Annotated in this window: 15 protein-coding genes; 10 read left to right on the top strand and 5 right to left on the bottom strand. The window is 70.3% G+C overall.

Annotation, left to right across the window (positions count from 1 at the left end; genetic code table 11):
• The 6 genes from VBO01S_RS27535 to VBO01S_RS27510 all read left to right on the top strand — a co-directional run.
• Positions 1–455: ABC transporter permease (locus VBO01S_RS27535; protein WP_157627471.1), on the top strand; the 455-nt coding region annotated here is incomplete at its 5' end.
• Positions 452–1,327 carry an ABC transporter permease gene (locus VBO01S_RS27530; protein ID WP_062481348.1) on the top strand — a complete coding sequence of 292 codons (876 nt, stop codon included), beginning with the start codon at positions 452–454 and terminating at the stop codon, positions 1,325–1,327. The genes VBO01S_RS27535 and VBO01S_RS27530, both read left to right, overlap by 4 nt.
• Before the next feature lie 11 nt (positions 1,328–1,338).
• Positions 1,339–2,328, top strand: coding sequence for an ABC transporter ATP-binding protein (locus VBO01S_RS27525; protein WP_062481347.1), 990 nt, complete (start codon positions 1,339–1,341; stop codon positions 2,326–2,328).
• Entirely contained in the window at positions 2,325–3,146 is an 822-nt protein-coding gene (locus VBO01S_RS27520; protein WP_062481345.1) for an ATP-binding cassette domain-containing protein, read from the top strand. Before VBO01S_RS27525 ends, VBO01S_RS27520 begins: the two co-directional genes overlap by 4 nt.
• Before the next feature lie 275 nt (positions 3,147–3,421).
• Positions 3,422–4,909: an ABC transporter substrate-binding protein gene (locus tag VBO01S_RS27515; RefSeq protein WP_062481343.1), complete on the top strand. Its 1,488-nt coding sequence runs from the start codon at positions 3,422–3,424 to the stop codon at positions 4,907–4,909.
• A 23-nt stretch (positions 4,910–4,932) separates the two neighbouring features.
• Positions 4,933–6,327 (top strand): amidase, encoded by a 1,395-nt coding sequence (locus VBO01S_RS27510; protein WP_370681951.1) that lies wholly within the window; start codon positions 4,933–4,935, stop codon positions 6,325–6,327.
• A 9-nt stretch (positions 6,328–6,336) separates the two neighbouring features.
• Here VBO01S_RS27510 and VBO01S_RS27505 read toward each other — a convergent pair whose 3' ends face one another.
• Positions 6,337–7,200: a LysR family transcriptional regulator gene (locus VBO01S_RS27505; RefSeq protein ID WP_062481339.1), complete on the bottom strand. Its 864-nt coding sequence runs from the start codon at positions 7,198–7,200 to the stop codon at positions 6,337–6,339.
• A 125-nt stretch (positions 7,201–7,325) separates the two neighbouring features.
• Between VBO01S_RS27505 and VBO01S_RS27500 the strand changes: the two genes are divergently transcribed.
• The 3 genes from VBO01S_RS27500 to VBO01S_RS27490 all read left to right on the top strand — a co-directional run bounded on the left by VBO01S_RS27500 (position 7,326) and on the right by VBO01S_RS27490 (position 10,834).
• Positions 7,326–7,724: a tautomerase family protein gene (locus tag VBO01S_RS27500; RefSeq protein WP_062481337.1), complete on the top strand. Its 399-nt coding sequence runs from the start codon at positions 7,326–7,328 to the stop codon at positions 7,722–7,724.
• A 43-nt stretch (positions 7,725–7,767) separates the two neighbouring features.
• The gene (locus VBO01S_RS27495; RefSeq protein ID WP_062481330.1) at positions 7,768–9,129 is read left to right on the top strand and encodes a tetratricopeptide repeat protein; all 1,362 of its coding nucleotides are present in this window, start codon (positions 7,768–7,770) and stop codon (positions 9,127–9,129) included.
• Positions 9,130–9,241: 112 nt separating this feature from the next.
• Entirely contained in the window at positions 9,242–10,834 is a 1,593-nt protein-coding gene (locus VBO01S_RS27490) for an N-acyl-D-amino-acid deacylase family protein (protein ID WP_062481328.1), read from the top strand.
• A gap of 12 nt (positions 10,835–10,846) precedes the next feature.
• On the opposite strand, the gene VBO01S_RS27485 is transcribed toward VBO01S_RS27490, so the two are convergent.
• Entirely contained in the window at positions 10,847–11,542 is a 696-nt protein-coding gene (locus tag VBO01S_RS27485) for a histidine phosphatase family protein (RefSeq protein WP_062481326.1), read from the bottom strand.
• 103 nt (positions 11,543–11,645) lie between these two features.
• Between VBO01S_RS27485 and VBO01S_RS27480 the strand changes: the two genes are divergently transcribed.
• Positions 11,646–12,356 carry an alpha/beta fold hydrolase gene (locus VBO01S_RS27480; RefSeq protein WP_174543705.1) on the top strand — a complete coding sequence of 237 codons (711 nt, stop codon included), beginning with the start codon at positions 11,646–11,648 and terminating at the stop codon, positions 12,354–12,356.
• A 9-nt stretch (positions 12,357–12,365) separates the two neighbouring features.
• On the opposite strand, the gene pcp is transcribed toward VBO01S_RS27480, so the two are convergent.
• The 3 genes from pcp to VBO01S_RS27465 form a co-directional block, all read right to left on the bottom strand.
• The gene (gene pcp, locus VBO01S_RS27475; protein WP_062481324.1) at positions 12,366–13,037 is read right to left on the bottom strand and encodes a pyroglutamyl-peptidase I; all 672 of its coding nucleotides are present in this window, start codon (positions 13,035–13,037) and stop codon (positions 12,366–12,368) included.
• Between the two features lie 5 nt (positions 13,038–13,042).
• The gene (gene pxpA, locus VBO01S_RS27470; RefSeq protein WP_062481323.1) at positions 13,043–13,783 is read right to left on the bottom strand and encodes a 5-oxoprolinase subunit PxpA; all 741 of its coding nucleotides are present in this window, start codon (positions 13,781–13,783) and stop codon (positions 13,043–13,045) included.
• 55 nt (positions 13,784–13,838) lie between these two features.
• Positions 13,839–14,308, bottom strand: a 470-nt coding sequence (locus VBO01S_RS27465) for a 5-oxoprolinase subunit C family protein (RefSeq protein ID WP_502688673.1), incomplete at its 5' end; no start/stop codon positions are given.

The following is a 14,308-nucleotide window of genomic DNA, read 5'->3' as shown; positions in this document are numbered from 1 at the left end:
GCTTCGAGGGCTGGGGTGAAGGCATCTTCGCGGGATTGAAATCGCTGCTGCTGCCGGCGCTCTCGCTGGCCGTAGTGCAGGCAGCCATCCTCGCGCGCATCACGCGCTCGGCCGTGCTCGAGGTGATGCGCGAAGACTTCGTGCGTACCGCGCGCGCCAAGGGCGTGTCCCAGCGCATGGTGCTGTGGACCCACGTGCTGCGCAACGCGATGATCCCGGTCATCACCGTCATGGGCATGCAGTTCTCCGAACTGCTGGCCGGCACCATCGTGGTGGAGAACGTGTTCTACCTGCCCGGGCTGGGCCGGCTGATCTTCCAGGCCATCAGCAACCGCGACCTGATCGTGGTGCGCAACTGCGTGATGCTGCTCGCGGCGATGGTGGTCATCGTGAACTTCGTGGTCGACGTGCTCTACGCCGTGATCGACCCGCGCATCAAGGCGAGCGACGTATGAGCACGACCACAGTTCCCAGCGCCGTCGCGCTCAAGGTGCCGGGCTTCTGGCGCCGCGCCCTGCACCACCGCAGCTTCGCGATCGGCGGCGTGCTGAGCCTGCTGCTGCTGATCGCTGCCGTGCTCTCCCTGGTCTGGACGCCGTGGTCGCCCTACGCGATGGACATGGCGAACAAGATGCAGGGGCCCTCGGCCACGCACTGGCTCGGCACCGATGCCTTCGGGCGCGACGTGGCCTCGCTGCTGCTGGTGGGCGCGCGCGCGTCCATCCTCGTGGGCGTGATCGCCGTTGGCATCGGCCTCGTGGTCGGCACCGCGCTGGGCCTGCTCGCTGCTGCGAGACGCGGCTGGGTCGAAGAAGCGGTGATGCGCCTGTCGGACTTCACGCTCGCCTTCCCCGCCATCCTCTCCGCGATCATGATGACCGCCGTGTTCGGCGCCGGCATCGTCAACGCGATCATCGCCATCGGCATCTACAACATCCCGACCTTCGCACGCATCACGCGCGCTTCGGCCAACGCCATCTGGTCACGCGAGTACGTCGCCGCAGCACGCGCCTGCGGCAAGGGATCGTTCGCGATCACGATGCAGCACGTGCTGCCCAACATCTCCGCCGTGCTGATCGTGCAGATCACCATCCGCTTCGCCATCGCGATCCTGGCGGAAGCCGCCCTCTCCTACCTCGGCCTCGGCACGCAACCACCGCAACCGTCATGGGGCCGCATGCTCAGCGAAGCCCAGACCCTCATGTTCCAGCAGCCGCTGCTGGCCGTCTTCCCCGGCATGGCCATCGCCCTGGCGGTGCTCGGCCTGAACCTGATGGGCGACGGCCTGCGCGACCTGCTCGATCCGCGCCTGGCGCGCGCGAGGTAAACAAGCACGCCATGGCGCTTCTCGAAGTCAACGACCTCCACATCGGCCTGCAGACGCAACGCGGCCCGGCCGAAGCCGTGCGCGGCATTTCCTTCTCGTTGGAGCGCGGCGAAACGCTGGGCATCGTCGGCGAGTCGGGCTGCGGCAAGTCGATCACCGTCATGTCGCTCATGGGCCTGCTGCCCGCGACCGCGAAGGTCACGGGCAGCATCCGCTTCGACGGCACCGAGCTGGTCGGGCGCGACGAAAAGGACATGTGCCAGATCCGCGGCAACCGCATCGGCATGATCTTCCAGGAGCCGATGACGGCGCTGAACCCCGTGCACACCATCGCGCGCCAGGTCGGCGAACCGCTGCGGCTGCATCGCGGCCTGTCGAAGGCCGAGGCGCGCAAGGAAGTGCTCGCGCTGCTCGACCGCGTCGGCATTCCCGATGCCGCCTCGCGCCTCGATGCCTACCCACACCAGTTCTCGGGCGGGCAGCGCCAGCGCATCGGCATCGCGATGGCGCTGGCCTGCGGGCCCGACCTGCTGATTGCCGACGAGCCCACCACCGCGCTCGACGTGACGATCCAGAAGCAGATCCTGGAACTCATCCAGGGCCTCGTGGCCGAGCGCGGCATGGCGCTGATTTTGATCTCGCACGACCTCGGCGTGATCTCGCAGACGGTATCGAAGATGCTCGTGATGTACGGCGGCAGCGTGGTCGAGAGCGGCCCCACCGACGCCGTGTTCGCCAAGCGCGCCCACCCCTACACGCAAGGCCTGTTCGCCGCGCGCCCCGCCATCGGTGCGCCGCGCGGCCTGCGCCTGGCCACCATCCGCGGCAGCGTGCCCGAGCTGGTCGACCTGCCACCGGGCTGCCCGTTCGCGGGCCGCTGCGCCTACACAGTCGACGCCTGCCACACCACGCGGCCCTCCGCCACGGTGCTGCCGCCGGACCACGCGGTGCGCTGCATGCGTCTTGAAGAAATTGCAGCCGCGCAGGCTGTTGCGCCATGAATCCATCGACCCCGCTGCTGCAGGTGACCGACCTCGTGCGGCACTACGCCCTGCCGCGCGAAAAGCTCTTCGGCCCGCCGCCCACCGTGAAGGCGCTCAACGGCGTGAGCTTCAGCGTGCAGGCCGGCAAGAGCGTGGGCATCGTCGGCGAATCGGGCTCGGGCAAGTCGACCATCGCGCGCCTCGTGATGGCGCTGGACACACCGACCTCGGGCAGCGTCGCGCTCGAAGGCCGCAACCTGCACGCGCTCTCGAAGGCCGAGCTGCGCACCGCGCGGCGCGACTTCCAGATGGTCTTTCAGGACCCGTACGGCTCGCTCGACCCGCGCCAGACCGTCGCGCGCATCGTCGCCGAGCCGCTCGAAGCGCTGGCCGAAACGCGCCGCGCCGAGCAGCGCGAGCGCGCCGCCGAAGCGCTCGCCGCCGTCGGCCTGCGCACCACCGACCTCGACAAGTACCCGCACGAGTTCTCCGGCGGCCAGCGCCAGCGCATCGCGATCGCGCGCGCGCTCATCACGCGGCCCAAGCTCATCGTCGCCGACGAGCCCGTGAGCGCGCTCGACGTCTCCGTGCAGGCCCAGGTGCTCAACCTCATGCAGGACCTGCAGCAGCAGTTCGGCATCAGCTACCTGCTCATCAGCCACGATCTCGCGGTGGTCAACCACCTGTGCGACGAGGTGTGCGTGGTGTTCAAGGGCCAGATCGTGGAGCAGGGGCCGCCGGCCGAGCTGTTCCATCACGCGCAGCATCCGTACACCCGCACCCTGCTGTCGGCGGTGCTGCACACGCCGCCCGGCGGCACGCTGCGCGCCGCCTGAAGTCACCGGGGCGCAGCCTCGGACAGATCGGTCATGAGCATCTGGTGGCGCAAGCGCTTGGCTTCGCGCAAGATCGCTCGCCCATCCGGGAACGTCCCGAGGAAAAACCGCCCGCGCCGGCGCGCACCGGGGGGCCTGCTGCGAGAGAATGATCCGCTGCACGTGGCATCTTTCGTGCTGTGTGTCTTTCTTTCGTGGCGCTGCGCTTCCCCCTGGGGCACGGTGCGCGCCGAAGCAGTCATTCGACACTGACCGTTTTCCGGAGATCACCCCGTATGTTGAACCGTCGCACGCTCCTTACCACCGCCGGCGCCACCGTCGCCCTGGCCACCCCGCTGGCCGGCATGGCGCAGGGCCGCAAGGACGCCATCGTGATCGGCATGGCCCTGGAGCCGCCGGGCCTGGACCCGACCACCGGCGCCGCCGCCGCCATCGCCGAGGTCGTGCAGTACAACATCCTGGAAACGCTGACCAAGATCAACGTCGACGGCAGCGTCACGCCGCTCCTGGCCGAGAGCTGGGAAATCTCGCCCGACCTGAAGACCTACACCTTCAAGCTGCGCAAGGGCGTCAAGTTCCAGAACGGCGAGCCCTTCAACGCGTCCACCGTCAAGTTCGCCTTCGACCGCGCCGGCGGCGAGAAGAGCACCAACAAGGACAAGCGCACCTTCGCCAACCTCGCCACCCAGGTGGTCGACGAGCACACTGTCGTGGTCATCAACAAGGAGATCGACCCCGACCTGCCCTTCGTGCTGGGCCAGGCCACGGCCGCCATCGTCGAGCCCAAGAGCGCCGAGGGCAACGCCACCAAGCCGATCGGCACCGGCCCCTACAAGCTGGACAACTGGGCCAAGGGCTCGTCGATCACGCTGAGCAAGTGGGAGGGCTTCCGCGCCCCCGCCGTCGCGAAGATCAACAAGGTCACGTTCCGCTTCATCTCGGACACCGCCGCGCAGGCCGCCGCCGTGCTCTCGGGCGACGTGGACGTGTTCACGCGCATCGGCACGCGCGCCGTGCCGCAGTTCCGCAACAACCCGCAGTTCCAGACCATCCTGGCCGGTTCGCGCGCCAAGACCATCCTCTCGATCAACAACAAGAAGAAGCCGCTCGACGACGTGCGCGTGCGCCGCGCCATCCTCGCGGCCATCGACCGCAAGGCCTTCATCGAGGGCGCGGCCGACGGCCTGGGCGTGCCGATCGGCAGCCACTACGTGCCGGGCGCCGCGGGCTATGTCGACACCACGGGCATCAACCCCTTCGACATCGAGAAGGCCAAGAAGCTGCTGGCCGAGGCCGGCGTGAAGACCCCGCTCGAACTGCGCATGACCCTGCCCCCGCCGCCGTACGCGCGCCAGGGCGGCGAAGTCATCGTGGCCCAGCTCGCCAAGATCGGCATCAACGTGAAGATCCAGAACGTCGAGTGGGCGCAGTGGCTCAGCGGCACCTACACCAACAAGGACTACGACCTGTCGATCATTTCGCACGTCGAGCCCTTCGACCTGGGCAACTACGCCAAGCCCGACTACTACTGGGGCTACCAGTCGAAAGCCTTCGACACGCTGTTCGACAAGATCAAGTCCACCGGCAACGCGGCCGAGCGCAACAAGCTGCTGGGCGAGGCGCAGAAGCTGCTGGCCACCGACGCGGCCAACGGCTTCCTCTACCAGCCGCAGTTCCCGACCGTGGCCAAGAAGAACGTCAAGGGCCTCTGGAAAGAGAACCCGATCTTCGTGAACGACCTGTCGGCCCTGTCGTGGGGATGAGCCCCGCAGTGCCTGACCCTTCCCTGCCTTCGTTGAGCGACCTGTCGGCGCAGGAGCTCTCCGCGGCCTACCGCGAGAAGCGCCTGTCGCCGGTCGAGGTGACGCGCGCCGTCATCGCGCGCATCGAGCACTGCGAGCCCCGGCTGCAGGCCACGTGGCTGTTCCGGCCCGAGGCCGCGCTGGAGCAGGCGCGCGCCTCGGAGCAGCGCTGGCAGCGCGGCGACGCGCGCGGCCCGCTCGACGGCGTGCCGACCACGATCAAGGAAAACATCGCCACGCGCGGCGACCCGCTGCCCGCGGGCACCGCCGCGGTCGACCTCATGCCCGCTGCCGCCGACGCCCCGCCGGCCGCACGCCTGAAGGAAGCCGGCGCCGTCATCGTCAGCAAAACCACCATGCCCGACTACGGCATGCTGTCGTCGGGGCTGTCGAGCTTTCACACGCTGGCGCGCAACCCCTGGGACTTGAGCCGCACGCCGGGCGGTTCCAGCGCCGGCGCCGGCGCGGCTGCCGCCGCAGGCTACGGCCCGCTGCACCTGGGCACCGACATCGGCGGCTCGCTGCGGCTGCCCGCCAGCTGGTGCGGCATCTTCACGCTCAAGCCCAGCCTGGGACGCGTCCCGATCGACCCGCCCTACATGGGCCGCGCCGCCGGCCCCATGACGCGTACCGTCGGCGACGCCGCGCTCATGATGCAGGCGCTGGCCCGGCCCGACGCGCGCGACAGCATGAGCCTGCCCGCGCAGGACATCGACTGGGCTGCGTTCGACGTCGCGCCCGACCACCTGCGCGGCCTGCGCATCGGGCTGCTGCTCGACGCCGGCTGCGGCCTCGCGGTCGAACCCGAGATCCAGGCCGCGGTCGAGCAGGCCGCGCGCCTGTTCGAGAAGGCCGGCGCCACGGTCGAGCCCATGCAGCCCTTCATGTCGCAGGCCCTGCTCGACGGCATGGACCACCTGTGGCGCATGCGCTCGCTCGTGGACCTGAAGGCCCTGCGCCCCGACCAGCGTGCCAAGGTGCTGCCCTACATCCGCGAATGGGCCGAGAGCGCCGCCGAGTTCAGCGGCGAGCACGTGTTCCGCAGCTTCAGCCAGTTCCACGCCACGCGCGTCACGACGGTGAACGCCTGCGCGCGCTTCGACTACGTGATCTCGCCGGTGTCGCCCAACATGCCGGCAGCGGCTGAGGCGCCCTCGCCCACCAACGACCCGCTGCGGCCGCTGGAGCACATCGGCTTCACCGTGCCGTTCAACATGTCGGAGCAGCCGGCGGCGTCGGTGAACTGCGGGTACTCGGCCGGCGGTTTGCCGATCGGGCTGCAGATTGCGGGGCAGCGCTTCGACGACCTCGGCGTGCTGCGCGTGGCGCGTGCGTTCGAGCAGATCCGGGAAGTGCAGCGGCCCTGGCCGCAGGTCTGAGCACGGCCTTCAGGCCAGCTGCAACGACAGCATCTCCCGCGCCCGCGTCACGAACGCGGTCTCGCCCCGCCGCGCGGGCAGCCACTGGAACGCCACGCGCGGCAGCGCCGGCAGCCCATGCGGCGGTGCGAGCCGCGCGATGCCCTCCCCTATCGCCGATTCGTTGAGGCAGGCCACGCCCAGGCCCGCGGCCAGGGCCGACTGCAGGCCCGCCACCCCCGACGCGACATGCGCCAGCACGTAGGGCACGCGGCGGCGGCGCAGCAGGGACACGGTGAACTGGTGCAGCGAACAGGTGTCGGGCAGCGCCAGCAGCCGCACCGGCTCGCCGCGCACCACGCGCAGGCCGGTCGCGCCAAGCCAAGCCAGCGATTCGCGCCGCAGCACGGCACCGCTGCTGGCCGCTGCTGCATTCGCCCCCGCGATGTTCATGGCCAGGCCCACGTCGAAATCGCCATGCGCATAGGCGGTGCGCAGCGCGTCGCTCTTCAGGATGGTCACGTGCAGCCGCACCTGCGGATAGCGCTCGCCGAGCCGGCCCAGCAGGCGGGTGAGGTCGCCGGGGCGGAAGTAGTCGGTCACGGCCAGCCGCAACTCGCCCTGCAGGGTTTCGCCGCGCAGGTCGCGAAAGGCCTCGTCGCTCAGCGCGAGGATGCGCCGCGCGTGCCCCAGCAATCGCAGGCCCGCCTCGGTGGGCGCCACGCCGGCCTTGCTGCGCGTCAGCAGCGACTGGCCGGCGCGCTCCTCGAGCTTGCGGATCTGCTCGCTCACCGAGGACTGCGACAGGTACACGCGCGGCGCCGCGGCCGTGAGGCTGCCGGCGTCGGCCACCGCCACCAGGGTGCGCAACTGTTCGAGGTCGAAGCCTTGCATGGTGCCTGCCTATCCATTCGCTGATCCGATGGATTCCATCATATCTTCCCGCTTTTCCGATGACTAGGCGACGCCCACAATCACCCCATCGACCACCCGTTCTTCAACGCAAAAAGGAGTCCACCATGCCCCACATCGTCGTCCACCTCTCCGGCCAGCCTGACGCCGCCCTCACCCGCAAGACCGTCGACACGGTCGCCGAGCTCACGCAGAGCGTGCTGGGCAAGGCGCTGCCGGTCATCGCCGTCACGGTGCAGTACATCGCCGCCGACAGCTGGTTCATCGGCGGCAAGTCGCTGGCCGAACTCGGCAAGTCGGCCTTCCACCTGGACATCAGCGTGACCGACGAGACCAACACCAAGGCCGAGAAGGCGCGCTACCTGCGCGAGGTGCACGCGGCCATGGCGCGGCTGCGGCCCGACCTGCACGAGGTCTCGTACATCCACGTGATCGACGCGCGCGCCGCGGCCTACGGCTATGGCGGCCAGACGCAGGAGTACCGCCACCAGCAAGCGGGTGTCTGAGAAGACTTCTTGAAAGACGCCGGGGGCGTGGCACCATGCCGCCATGCCCTCCCACGGAACCCCGCTCACCGCCGACAGCCTCGGCAATCCGCTCACGCTCGACGACGCCGCCAGCCTCGCGTTGGTCGACGACTTCGTCATGGGCTTTCTCTCGACCGAGGCGCGCGCCGTGAACCTGCTGGCGCTGGCCGAGCGCGATGCCAGCCCGATCGTGCAGGCCTACTGCGCGACGCTGCACCTGTTCGCCGAATCGCGCGAGGCCGCGACCAACGCGCAGCCCTTCCTCGACAAGGCCCGCGCCGGTGCGGCGCACGCCACGCCGCGCGAGCAGCGCTACATCGCCGCGGTCCAGGCCTGGGCCGACGGCGACATCGCGCGCGCCATCGCGCTGCATGCCGAGCAGGCGCGCGAGCATCCACGCGACCTGGTGTCGGTGAAGCTGGGCCAGTACCACTGCTTCAACACCGGCGACTGCCCCGGCATGCTGCGGCTGGCGCTCGCAGCGCTGCCGGCCGCGGCCGAGGTGCCCTACGTGCACGGCATGGCGGCCTTCGGCTACGAGCAGTGCCACCTGCTGCGCGAGGCCGAAGCCAGCGCGCGCCGTGCGATCGGCCTGTGCCGCAAGGAGCCCTGGGCGCACCATGCGCTGGCGCACGTGATGCTCACCGAAGGCCGGCTGGCCGAGGGGCTGGCGTTCATGCACACCGTGAGCGACACCTGGACCGGGCTCAACTCCTTCATGGTCACGCACAACTGGTGGCACGTGGCGCTGTTCCTCATCGACCTGGGCCGCGACGCCGAAGCGCTCGCCGTGTACGACGAACACGCCTGGGGCGTGGTGAAGGACTACTCGCAGGACCAGATCGGCGCCGTGTCGTTGCTTGCGCGGCTCGAGCTGGCGGGCATCGACGTCGGTGCGCGCTGGGACGACGTGGCCGACCACCTGCGGCAGCGCCAGGCCGACCACGTGCTGCCTTTTCTCGACCTGCAGTACCTCTATGGCCTGGCGCGCGCCGGCCGGCCCGAGGCGCAGGTGCTGCTGCACAACATCGAGGCCTTCGCACCCGTCGCGCCGGCCTTCACGCGCGCCGCGTGGCAGCGTGTGTGCGTGCCGGCCGCGCGCGGCCTCGTGGCCCATGCGCGCGGCGATGTGGCGGGCGCGGTCGAGGGCCTGGGTGTGGCGCTGCCGCGCATGATCGAGATCGGCGGCAGCCATGCGCAGCGCGACCTGTTCGAGCAGCTGTACCTCGACGCGCTGGTGCGCACCGGCACCGAGTCCGCGCTCGCAGGCGCGCAGAGCCTGCTGCAGCAGCAGCTCAACGGCCAGCCCGAATCGCTGCGGCTGCGGCGGCAGACAGATGCGGTCTACGCGCGGCTGGGACTGGGGAAACTCGCCAGGGCGTGAGCGGTTCGCCACCCATGCCTTCCGGTCATGGGGCGTGGCACAAAAGGAATTAACGGCCGCGCGGGAGCGACTCCTAAACTGGTCGCTCCTCCCGCTCTCTTCCCGTTCGCCCATGCAGCGCTCCCTCGTCACGCTGGCCGTTCTCGCGGCCCTCGCCTCGCCCTTCCACGCCACCGCCGCTGAAGCTCCCGTCGAGCTCGACCTGCTGCTGCGCGGCGGCACGATCTACACGGGCGACAGCGACACGCCGGTGGTCGGCGACGTCGGCATTGCGGGCGACCGCATCGTGTTCGCGGGCCGCGCCATGCCAGCGCAGTTCAGCGCGCGCCGCACCATCGACGCCACCGGCCTCGTGGTGGCGCCCGGCTTCATCGACGCCCACACGCACGCCGACGCCGACCTGCTCTCGAGCGACGCGCGCAAGCGCCTGAACATTCCCTTCCTCACGCAGGGCGTGACCACGGCCGTGATCGGCAACGACGGCTTCGGCGGCTACGACATCGCGGCGCAGACACAGAAGCTGCGCGCCGTGCCGGTCGGCACCAACGTCGCGATGTACGCGGGCTTCGGGCCGCTGCGCATCAGCCAGCTCGGCGAGGCCAACCGCGCCCCCACGCCCGCGCAGATGGACACCATGAAGCAGCACCTGGCCCGTGCGATGTGCGACGGTGCGCTCGGGCTGTCGACGGGCCTGTTCTACCCGCCGCAGAATTTCTCGAAGACCGAGGAGGTCATCGAACTCGCGAAGGTGGCGGCCGCGCACGGCGGCCTGTACGACAGCCACATCCGCGACGAGGCCATGTACAACGTCGGCCTCAAGGGCTCGATCGACGAGGTGATCCGCATCGGCCACGAGGCCAAGCTGCCGGTGCACGTGGCACACATCAAGGCACTGGGCGTGGCCGTGCAGGGCCAGAGCGGCGACATCATCCGGCGCATCGAGAAGGAGCGCGCCGCGGGCCTGGACATCACGGCCGACCACTACCCCTGGACCGCGTCGAGCACGCGCTTCTCGGCCGCGCTGCTGCCGCCCTGGGCCAACGAAGGCGGCCGCGCCGCGACGCTGCAACGCTTCGACGATGCGGCGCAGCAGGAGCGCCTGCGCAAGGACATGCGCGAGAACCTGCGCCTGCGCGGCGGGCCCGAGGCCATCCTGTTCTCGGCCGGCAGCACGAAGTACGTGGGCAAGACGCTGGCCGACGTGGCCAAGGCCTCCAACGCCGACCCGGTCGACGCCGCCATCGCCGTGCTGCGCGACGGCGACCTCATGATCGCCTCGTTCAACATGAGCGACGACGACGTGCGCGCCTTCATGAAGCGGCCCTGGGTCATGACCTCGTCCGACTCGTCGCTGGGCCATCCGCGCGCGTACGGCACCTTCGCGCGCAAGTACGACCAGTACGTGGTGAAGGAGCGCGCGATCTCGCTGGCGCAGTTCATCCGCAGCAGCAGCGCGTACACGGCCGACACGCTGGGCCTCGTGCAGCGCGGCCACCTGCGCCCCGGCTACCACGCCGACGTGGTGGTGTTCGATCCGAAGCGCTTTGCGGCCAAGGCCACCTACACGCAGCCCACGCTGCTGTCCGAAGGCGTGGTCACGGTGCTGGTGAACGGCCGCCTCGCGGTGGACGGCGGCCAGCCCACGGGCGTGGGCGCCGGCGTGCCGCTGCTGCGCACGCCGAAGCCGGGCAGCTGCCCGGCCTGAGCCGAAGGCTCATCAGTCCTTCTTCAGGTGCCGCCGCTGGTCGTAGGTCGGCTGCGGCGGCAGGTCGGCGAGGTGGCGCGTGTCGGCCCACTCGACGATCTCGATGGCTTCCGGCGCGGCCGGGTCGGCGATGCGGATGCGGTTGAAGCCCGCGTTCGGGATCTCGCTCTGGCGCGGGCCGCTGAGGCTCAGGCCGCGGGCGGTGCGCCACACCATGTCGAGCACGCCGCCGTGCGTGACGACGATCAGGCGCTGGCCGCGATGTGCAGCGGCGACCGTGCCGAGCGCGCCGATCACGCGTGCATGGAACTCGCGCGCGCTCTCGCCCTGCGGCATGGCGTGGTCTTCGCGGAACTCCAGCCACTCTTCCCAGGCGCGCGGATGCTGGCTCTGGATCTCGTCGGCCCGCATGCCCTCGACCACGCCGAAATGCTGCTCGCGCAGCGCCACCGAGGTGACGACCGGCAGCGCCAGCTGCTGCGCCGCGGGCGCCGCGGTCTGCTGGGCGCGCATGAGGTCGCTGCTGATGAGGTGCCGTGCCGTCTCGCCCGCGAGCCGCAGGCCGAGGCGGCGTGCCTGCTCGTGGCCGATGTCGTTGAGCGGGACGTCCGCGTGGCCCTGGAAGCGCAGCTCGCGGTTCCAGGCGGTTTCGCCGTGGCGGATCAGGATGAGGTCGGTGGGGGCGAAGTCGGGGGTGGTGGTGGACATTGCATGCATTGTCCCCCGAGTGCATGACACGGCGGCTTCGTGCCAACCCGCTGTTGCACGACTGCCACCTCGTACACGCCGTCCGATCGCGCAAAATCGGCCCATGCCCCATCTTGTCCTGCTGCCCGGCCTTGCCTGCGACGAACGCCTCTGGGAGGCCCAGTTGCCCGCACTTCCCGCCGCCTTCGGCGCCCGCGTGAGCGACGTCCAGACGCGCCACGACACCATCGAAGGCATGGCCAGCGCCGTGCTGCGCGAGCACGACGGCCCGCTGGTGCTGTGCGGCGCCTCGATGGGCGGCATGGTCGCGATGGAAGCGGCGCGCCAGGCGCCCGAGCGCATCGCCGGGTTGATGCTGCTGGGCACCAGCGCACGACCCGAAACGCCCGACATGTTCGCGCTGCGCGAAGGCGCCATCGAATGGTTCGAGCGCGGCGAGGTGCGCGAGATCATCGAGCCCAACGTCGCCTTCGCCTTCCATCCCGCGCAGGCCGCCAACCCGGCGCTGGTGCAGCGCTACCTCGACATCGTGCTCGGTGCCGGCGCGGCCCAGCTCATCCGCCAGAACCACGCCGTGATGCGCCGCCCCGACGCGCGCACGCACCTGGCCCTGCTGCGCGCGCCGGTGCTGCTGATGTGCGGCGACGACGACCGCCTCGCGCCGCCCGAATGCACCCGCGAGATGGCGGCGCTGCTGCCGCGCGCGGAGGTGGTGTGGGTGCCGCAGTGCGGCCACATGCTGACGATGGAGAAGCCTGCCTTCGTTAACACGGCGCTCAACGCCTGGCTGGGCAAGCACTTCCCCAGCGCTTGAGAACCCCGGTCAGTGCAGCTGGCCGCCGGTTTCCGCGACGTCCTGCTTCACGGCGAGTGCTGTCTTCACGGTGATGCGCAACGCATCGACCAGCGTCTCGAGCGCCATGCTGGGCGCACCCGGAAAACGCGCCGCCTGCGCGGGCAGGTAGGGAATGTGGATGAAGCCGCCGCGTGCGCCCTTCGCCGACGGGTGCGTCGCGATGCGGTGCATCAGCCCGTAGAAGAGGTGGTTGCACACGAAGGTGCCCGCGCTGTTCGACACCGAGGCCGGCACGCCGCCCGCGCGCAGTTCGCGCACGATGGCCTTCACGGGCAGGCTCGAGAAGTAGGCCGCAGGCGCGCCAGGCACCACGGGCACGTCGATCGGCTGGCGGCCAAGGTTGTCGGGCACGCGGGCGTCGTCGACGTTGATGGCGATGCGCTCCGGCGTGAACTCGGCGCGGCCGCCGGCCTGGCCGATGCAGATCACCAGCGTCGGCTGGAGCTCGTCCATCGCGCGGTCGAGTGCGGCGAGCGCCTCGCCGAAAACGCAGGGCACGAGGCGCGCATGCACCGTGGCGCGGCCGCACTTCCAGCCGTCGAGCGTGCGCACCGCTTCCCATGATGGATTGAGCAGCTCCTGCTCGAAGGGCTCGAAGCCCGTCAGCAGGACGTTGGGAGAAGCGCGCTTCGCCGGCATCCTGTTTAGGCCATCGCGCGAACGTCGATGCCTTCCTGCTGCAGCCGTTCGCGGATGCGCCGCGCAAAAGCCAACGCGTGTGCGCCGTCGCCGTGCAGGCACACGCTCTGGGCGTTGACGGCCACAGTGCTGCCGTCGATGGCGACCACGCGGTGGTCGCGCACCAGCGACAGGGTTTGCGCCAACGACTGTTCTTCGCTCTCGATGAGCGCGCCGGGCTGGCTGCGCGGCACGAGGCTGCCGTCGGGCATGTAGCCGCGGTCGGCGAACACTTCTTCCACGGGTTGCAGGCCGGCGCGGCGGGCCGCGTCGATCATGTTGCTGCCGGCCAGGCCGAAGAACTTGAGCGAAGGGTCGAAGCGGCGCACCGCCTCGCACAGCGCCTCGGCGAGTTCGGGTTCTTTCACCGCCTGGTTGTAGAGCTGGCCGTGCGGCTTCACGTGCGCGAGCCGGCCGCCTTCGGCCTTGACGATCGCGGCCAGCGCGCCGACCTGGTAGAGCACGTTCGCGACGATCTCCTCGGGCGGCAGGTGCATGGTGCTGCGACCGAAGTTCTCGCGGTCGGGAAAGCTCGGGTGCGCGCCGATCGCCACGCCGTGCGCCATGGCCCAGCGCACGCACTGCTGCATGGTCCTGGCGTCGCCCGCGTGCCAGCCGCAGGCGATGTTGGCGGAACTCACGAGGCCGAGCAGCGCTTCGTCGCTGCCGGCGCCTTCGCCGAGGTCGGCGTTGAGGTCGATCTGCATGGGATGTTCTCCGTCTCGGGGGCAGGTGCGGGAGCCACCTGCGTCAGGCCACAGTCTAGGCCGCGCCGGGCCAGCCCGCAGCGGCGAGCCCTTGCGCCACCTGCGCCAGGTAGCGCTGCTGCCCGGCCCAGGCCGCGAGCGCGTGCGACAGGTCGGTGCGCACCAGCCGCAGCCGGCCGCCGAGCGGCGCCTGCGCGAGCTTCCAGAGGTCGGCGCGGATCACCACGCCGATGCGCGGGTAGCCGCCGGTGGTCTGCGCATCGCCCATGAGGATGATCGGCTGGCCCGAAGGCGGCACCTGGATCGTGCCGGGAATCACGCCCGAGGACAGCATGTCGCCGCCCGCCTTGCGCTGCAGCTCGGCGCCGGCGAGGCGGCTGCCCATGCGGTTGCTCTGCGGCGTGATGCGCCAGCGCTCGCTCCACAGCAGCGCCTGCGCGTCGGGCGTGAACAGGTCGAACTCGGGGCCGGGCAGCACGCGCAGCGCGAAGGCGCCGTCGGGCTCGGCCGTGCCCCAGTCGGGCG

The organism is Variovorax boronicumulans NBRC 103145 (assembly GCF_001591345.1).
GTDB classification, from domain to species: domain Bacteria; phylum Pseudomonadota; class Gammaproteobacteria; order Burkholderiales; family Burkholderiaceae_C; genus Variovorax; species Variovorax boronicumulans.
The sequence above is the reverse complement of the archived record's forward strand: the minus strand, read 5'-3'. Positions and strand labels throughout refer to the sequence as shown.

Bases quoted from the DNA above. Each gene is read 5' to 3' on its own strand.
- VBO01S_RS27530 (WP_062481348.1), top strand. From the start codon at position 452: ATGAGCACGACCACAGTTCCCAGCGCCGTCGCGCTCAAGGTGCCGGGC.
- VBO01S_RS27525 (WP_062481347.1), top strand. From the start codon at position 1,339: ATGGCGCTTCTCGAAGTCAACGACCTCCACATCGGCCTGCAGACGCAA.
- VBO01S_RS27520 (WP_062481345.1), top strand. From the start codon at position 2,325: ATGAATCCATCGACCCCGCTGCTGCAGGTGACCGACCTCGTGCGGCAC.
- VBO01S_RS27515 (WP_062481343.1), top strand. From the start codon at position 3,422: ATGTTGAACCGTCGCACGCTCCTTACCACCGCCGGCGCCACCGTCGCC.
- VBO01S_RS27505 (WP_062481339.1), bottom strand. From the start codon at position 7,200: ATGCAAGGCTTCGACCTCGAACAGTTGCGCACCCTGGTGGCGGTGGCC.
- VBO01S_RS27500 (WP_062481337.1), top strand. From the start codon at position 7,326: ATGCCCCACATCGTCGTCCACCTCTCCGGCCAGCCTGACGCCGCCCTC.
- VBO01S_RS27495 (WP_062481330.1), top strand. From the start codon at position 7,768: ATGCCCTCCCACGGAACCCCGCTCACCGCCGACAGCCTCGGCAATCCG.
- VBO01S_RS27490 (WP_062481328.1), top strand. From the start codon at position 9,242: ATGCAGCGCTCCCTCGTCACGCTGGCCGTTCTCGCGGCCCTCGCCTCG.
- VBO01S_RS27485 (WP_062481326.1), bottom strand. From the start codon at position 11,542: ATGTCCACCACCACCCCCGACTTCGCCCCCACCGACCTCATCCTGATC.
- VBO01S_RS27480 (WP_174543705.1), top strand. From the start codon at position 11,646: ATGCCCCATCTTGTCCTGCTGCCCGGCCTTGCCTGCGACGAACGCCTC.
- pcp (WP_062481324.1), bottom strand. From the start codon at position 13,037: ATGCCGGCGAAGCGCGCTTCTCCCAACGTCCTGCTGACGGGCTTCGAG.
- pxpA (WP_062481323.1), bottom strand. From the start codon at position 13,783: ATGCAGATCGACCTCAACGCCGACCTCGGCGAAGGCGCCGGCAGCGAC.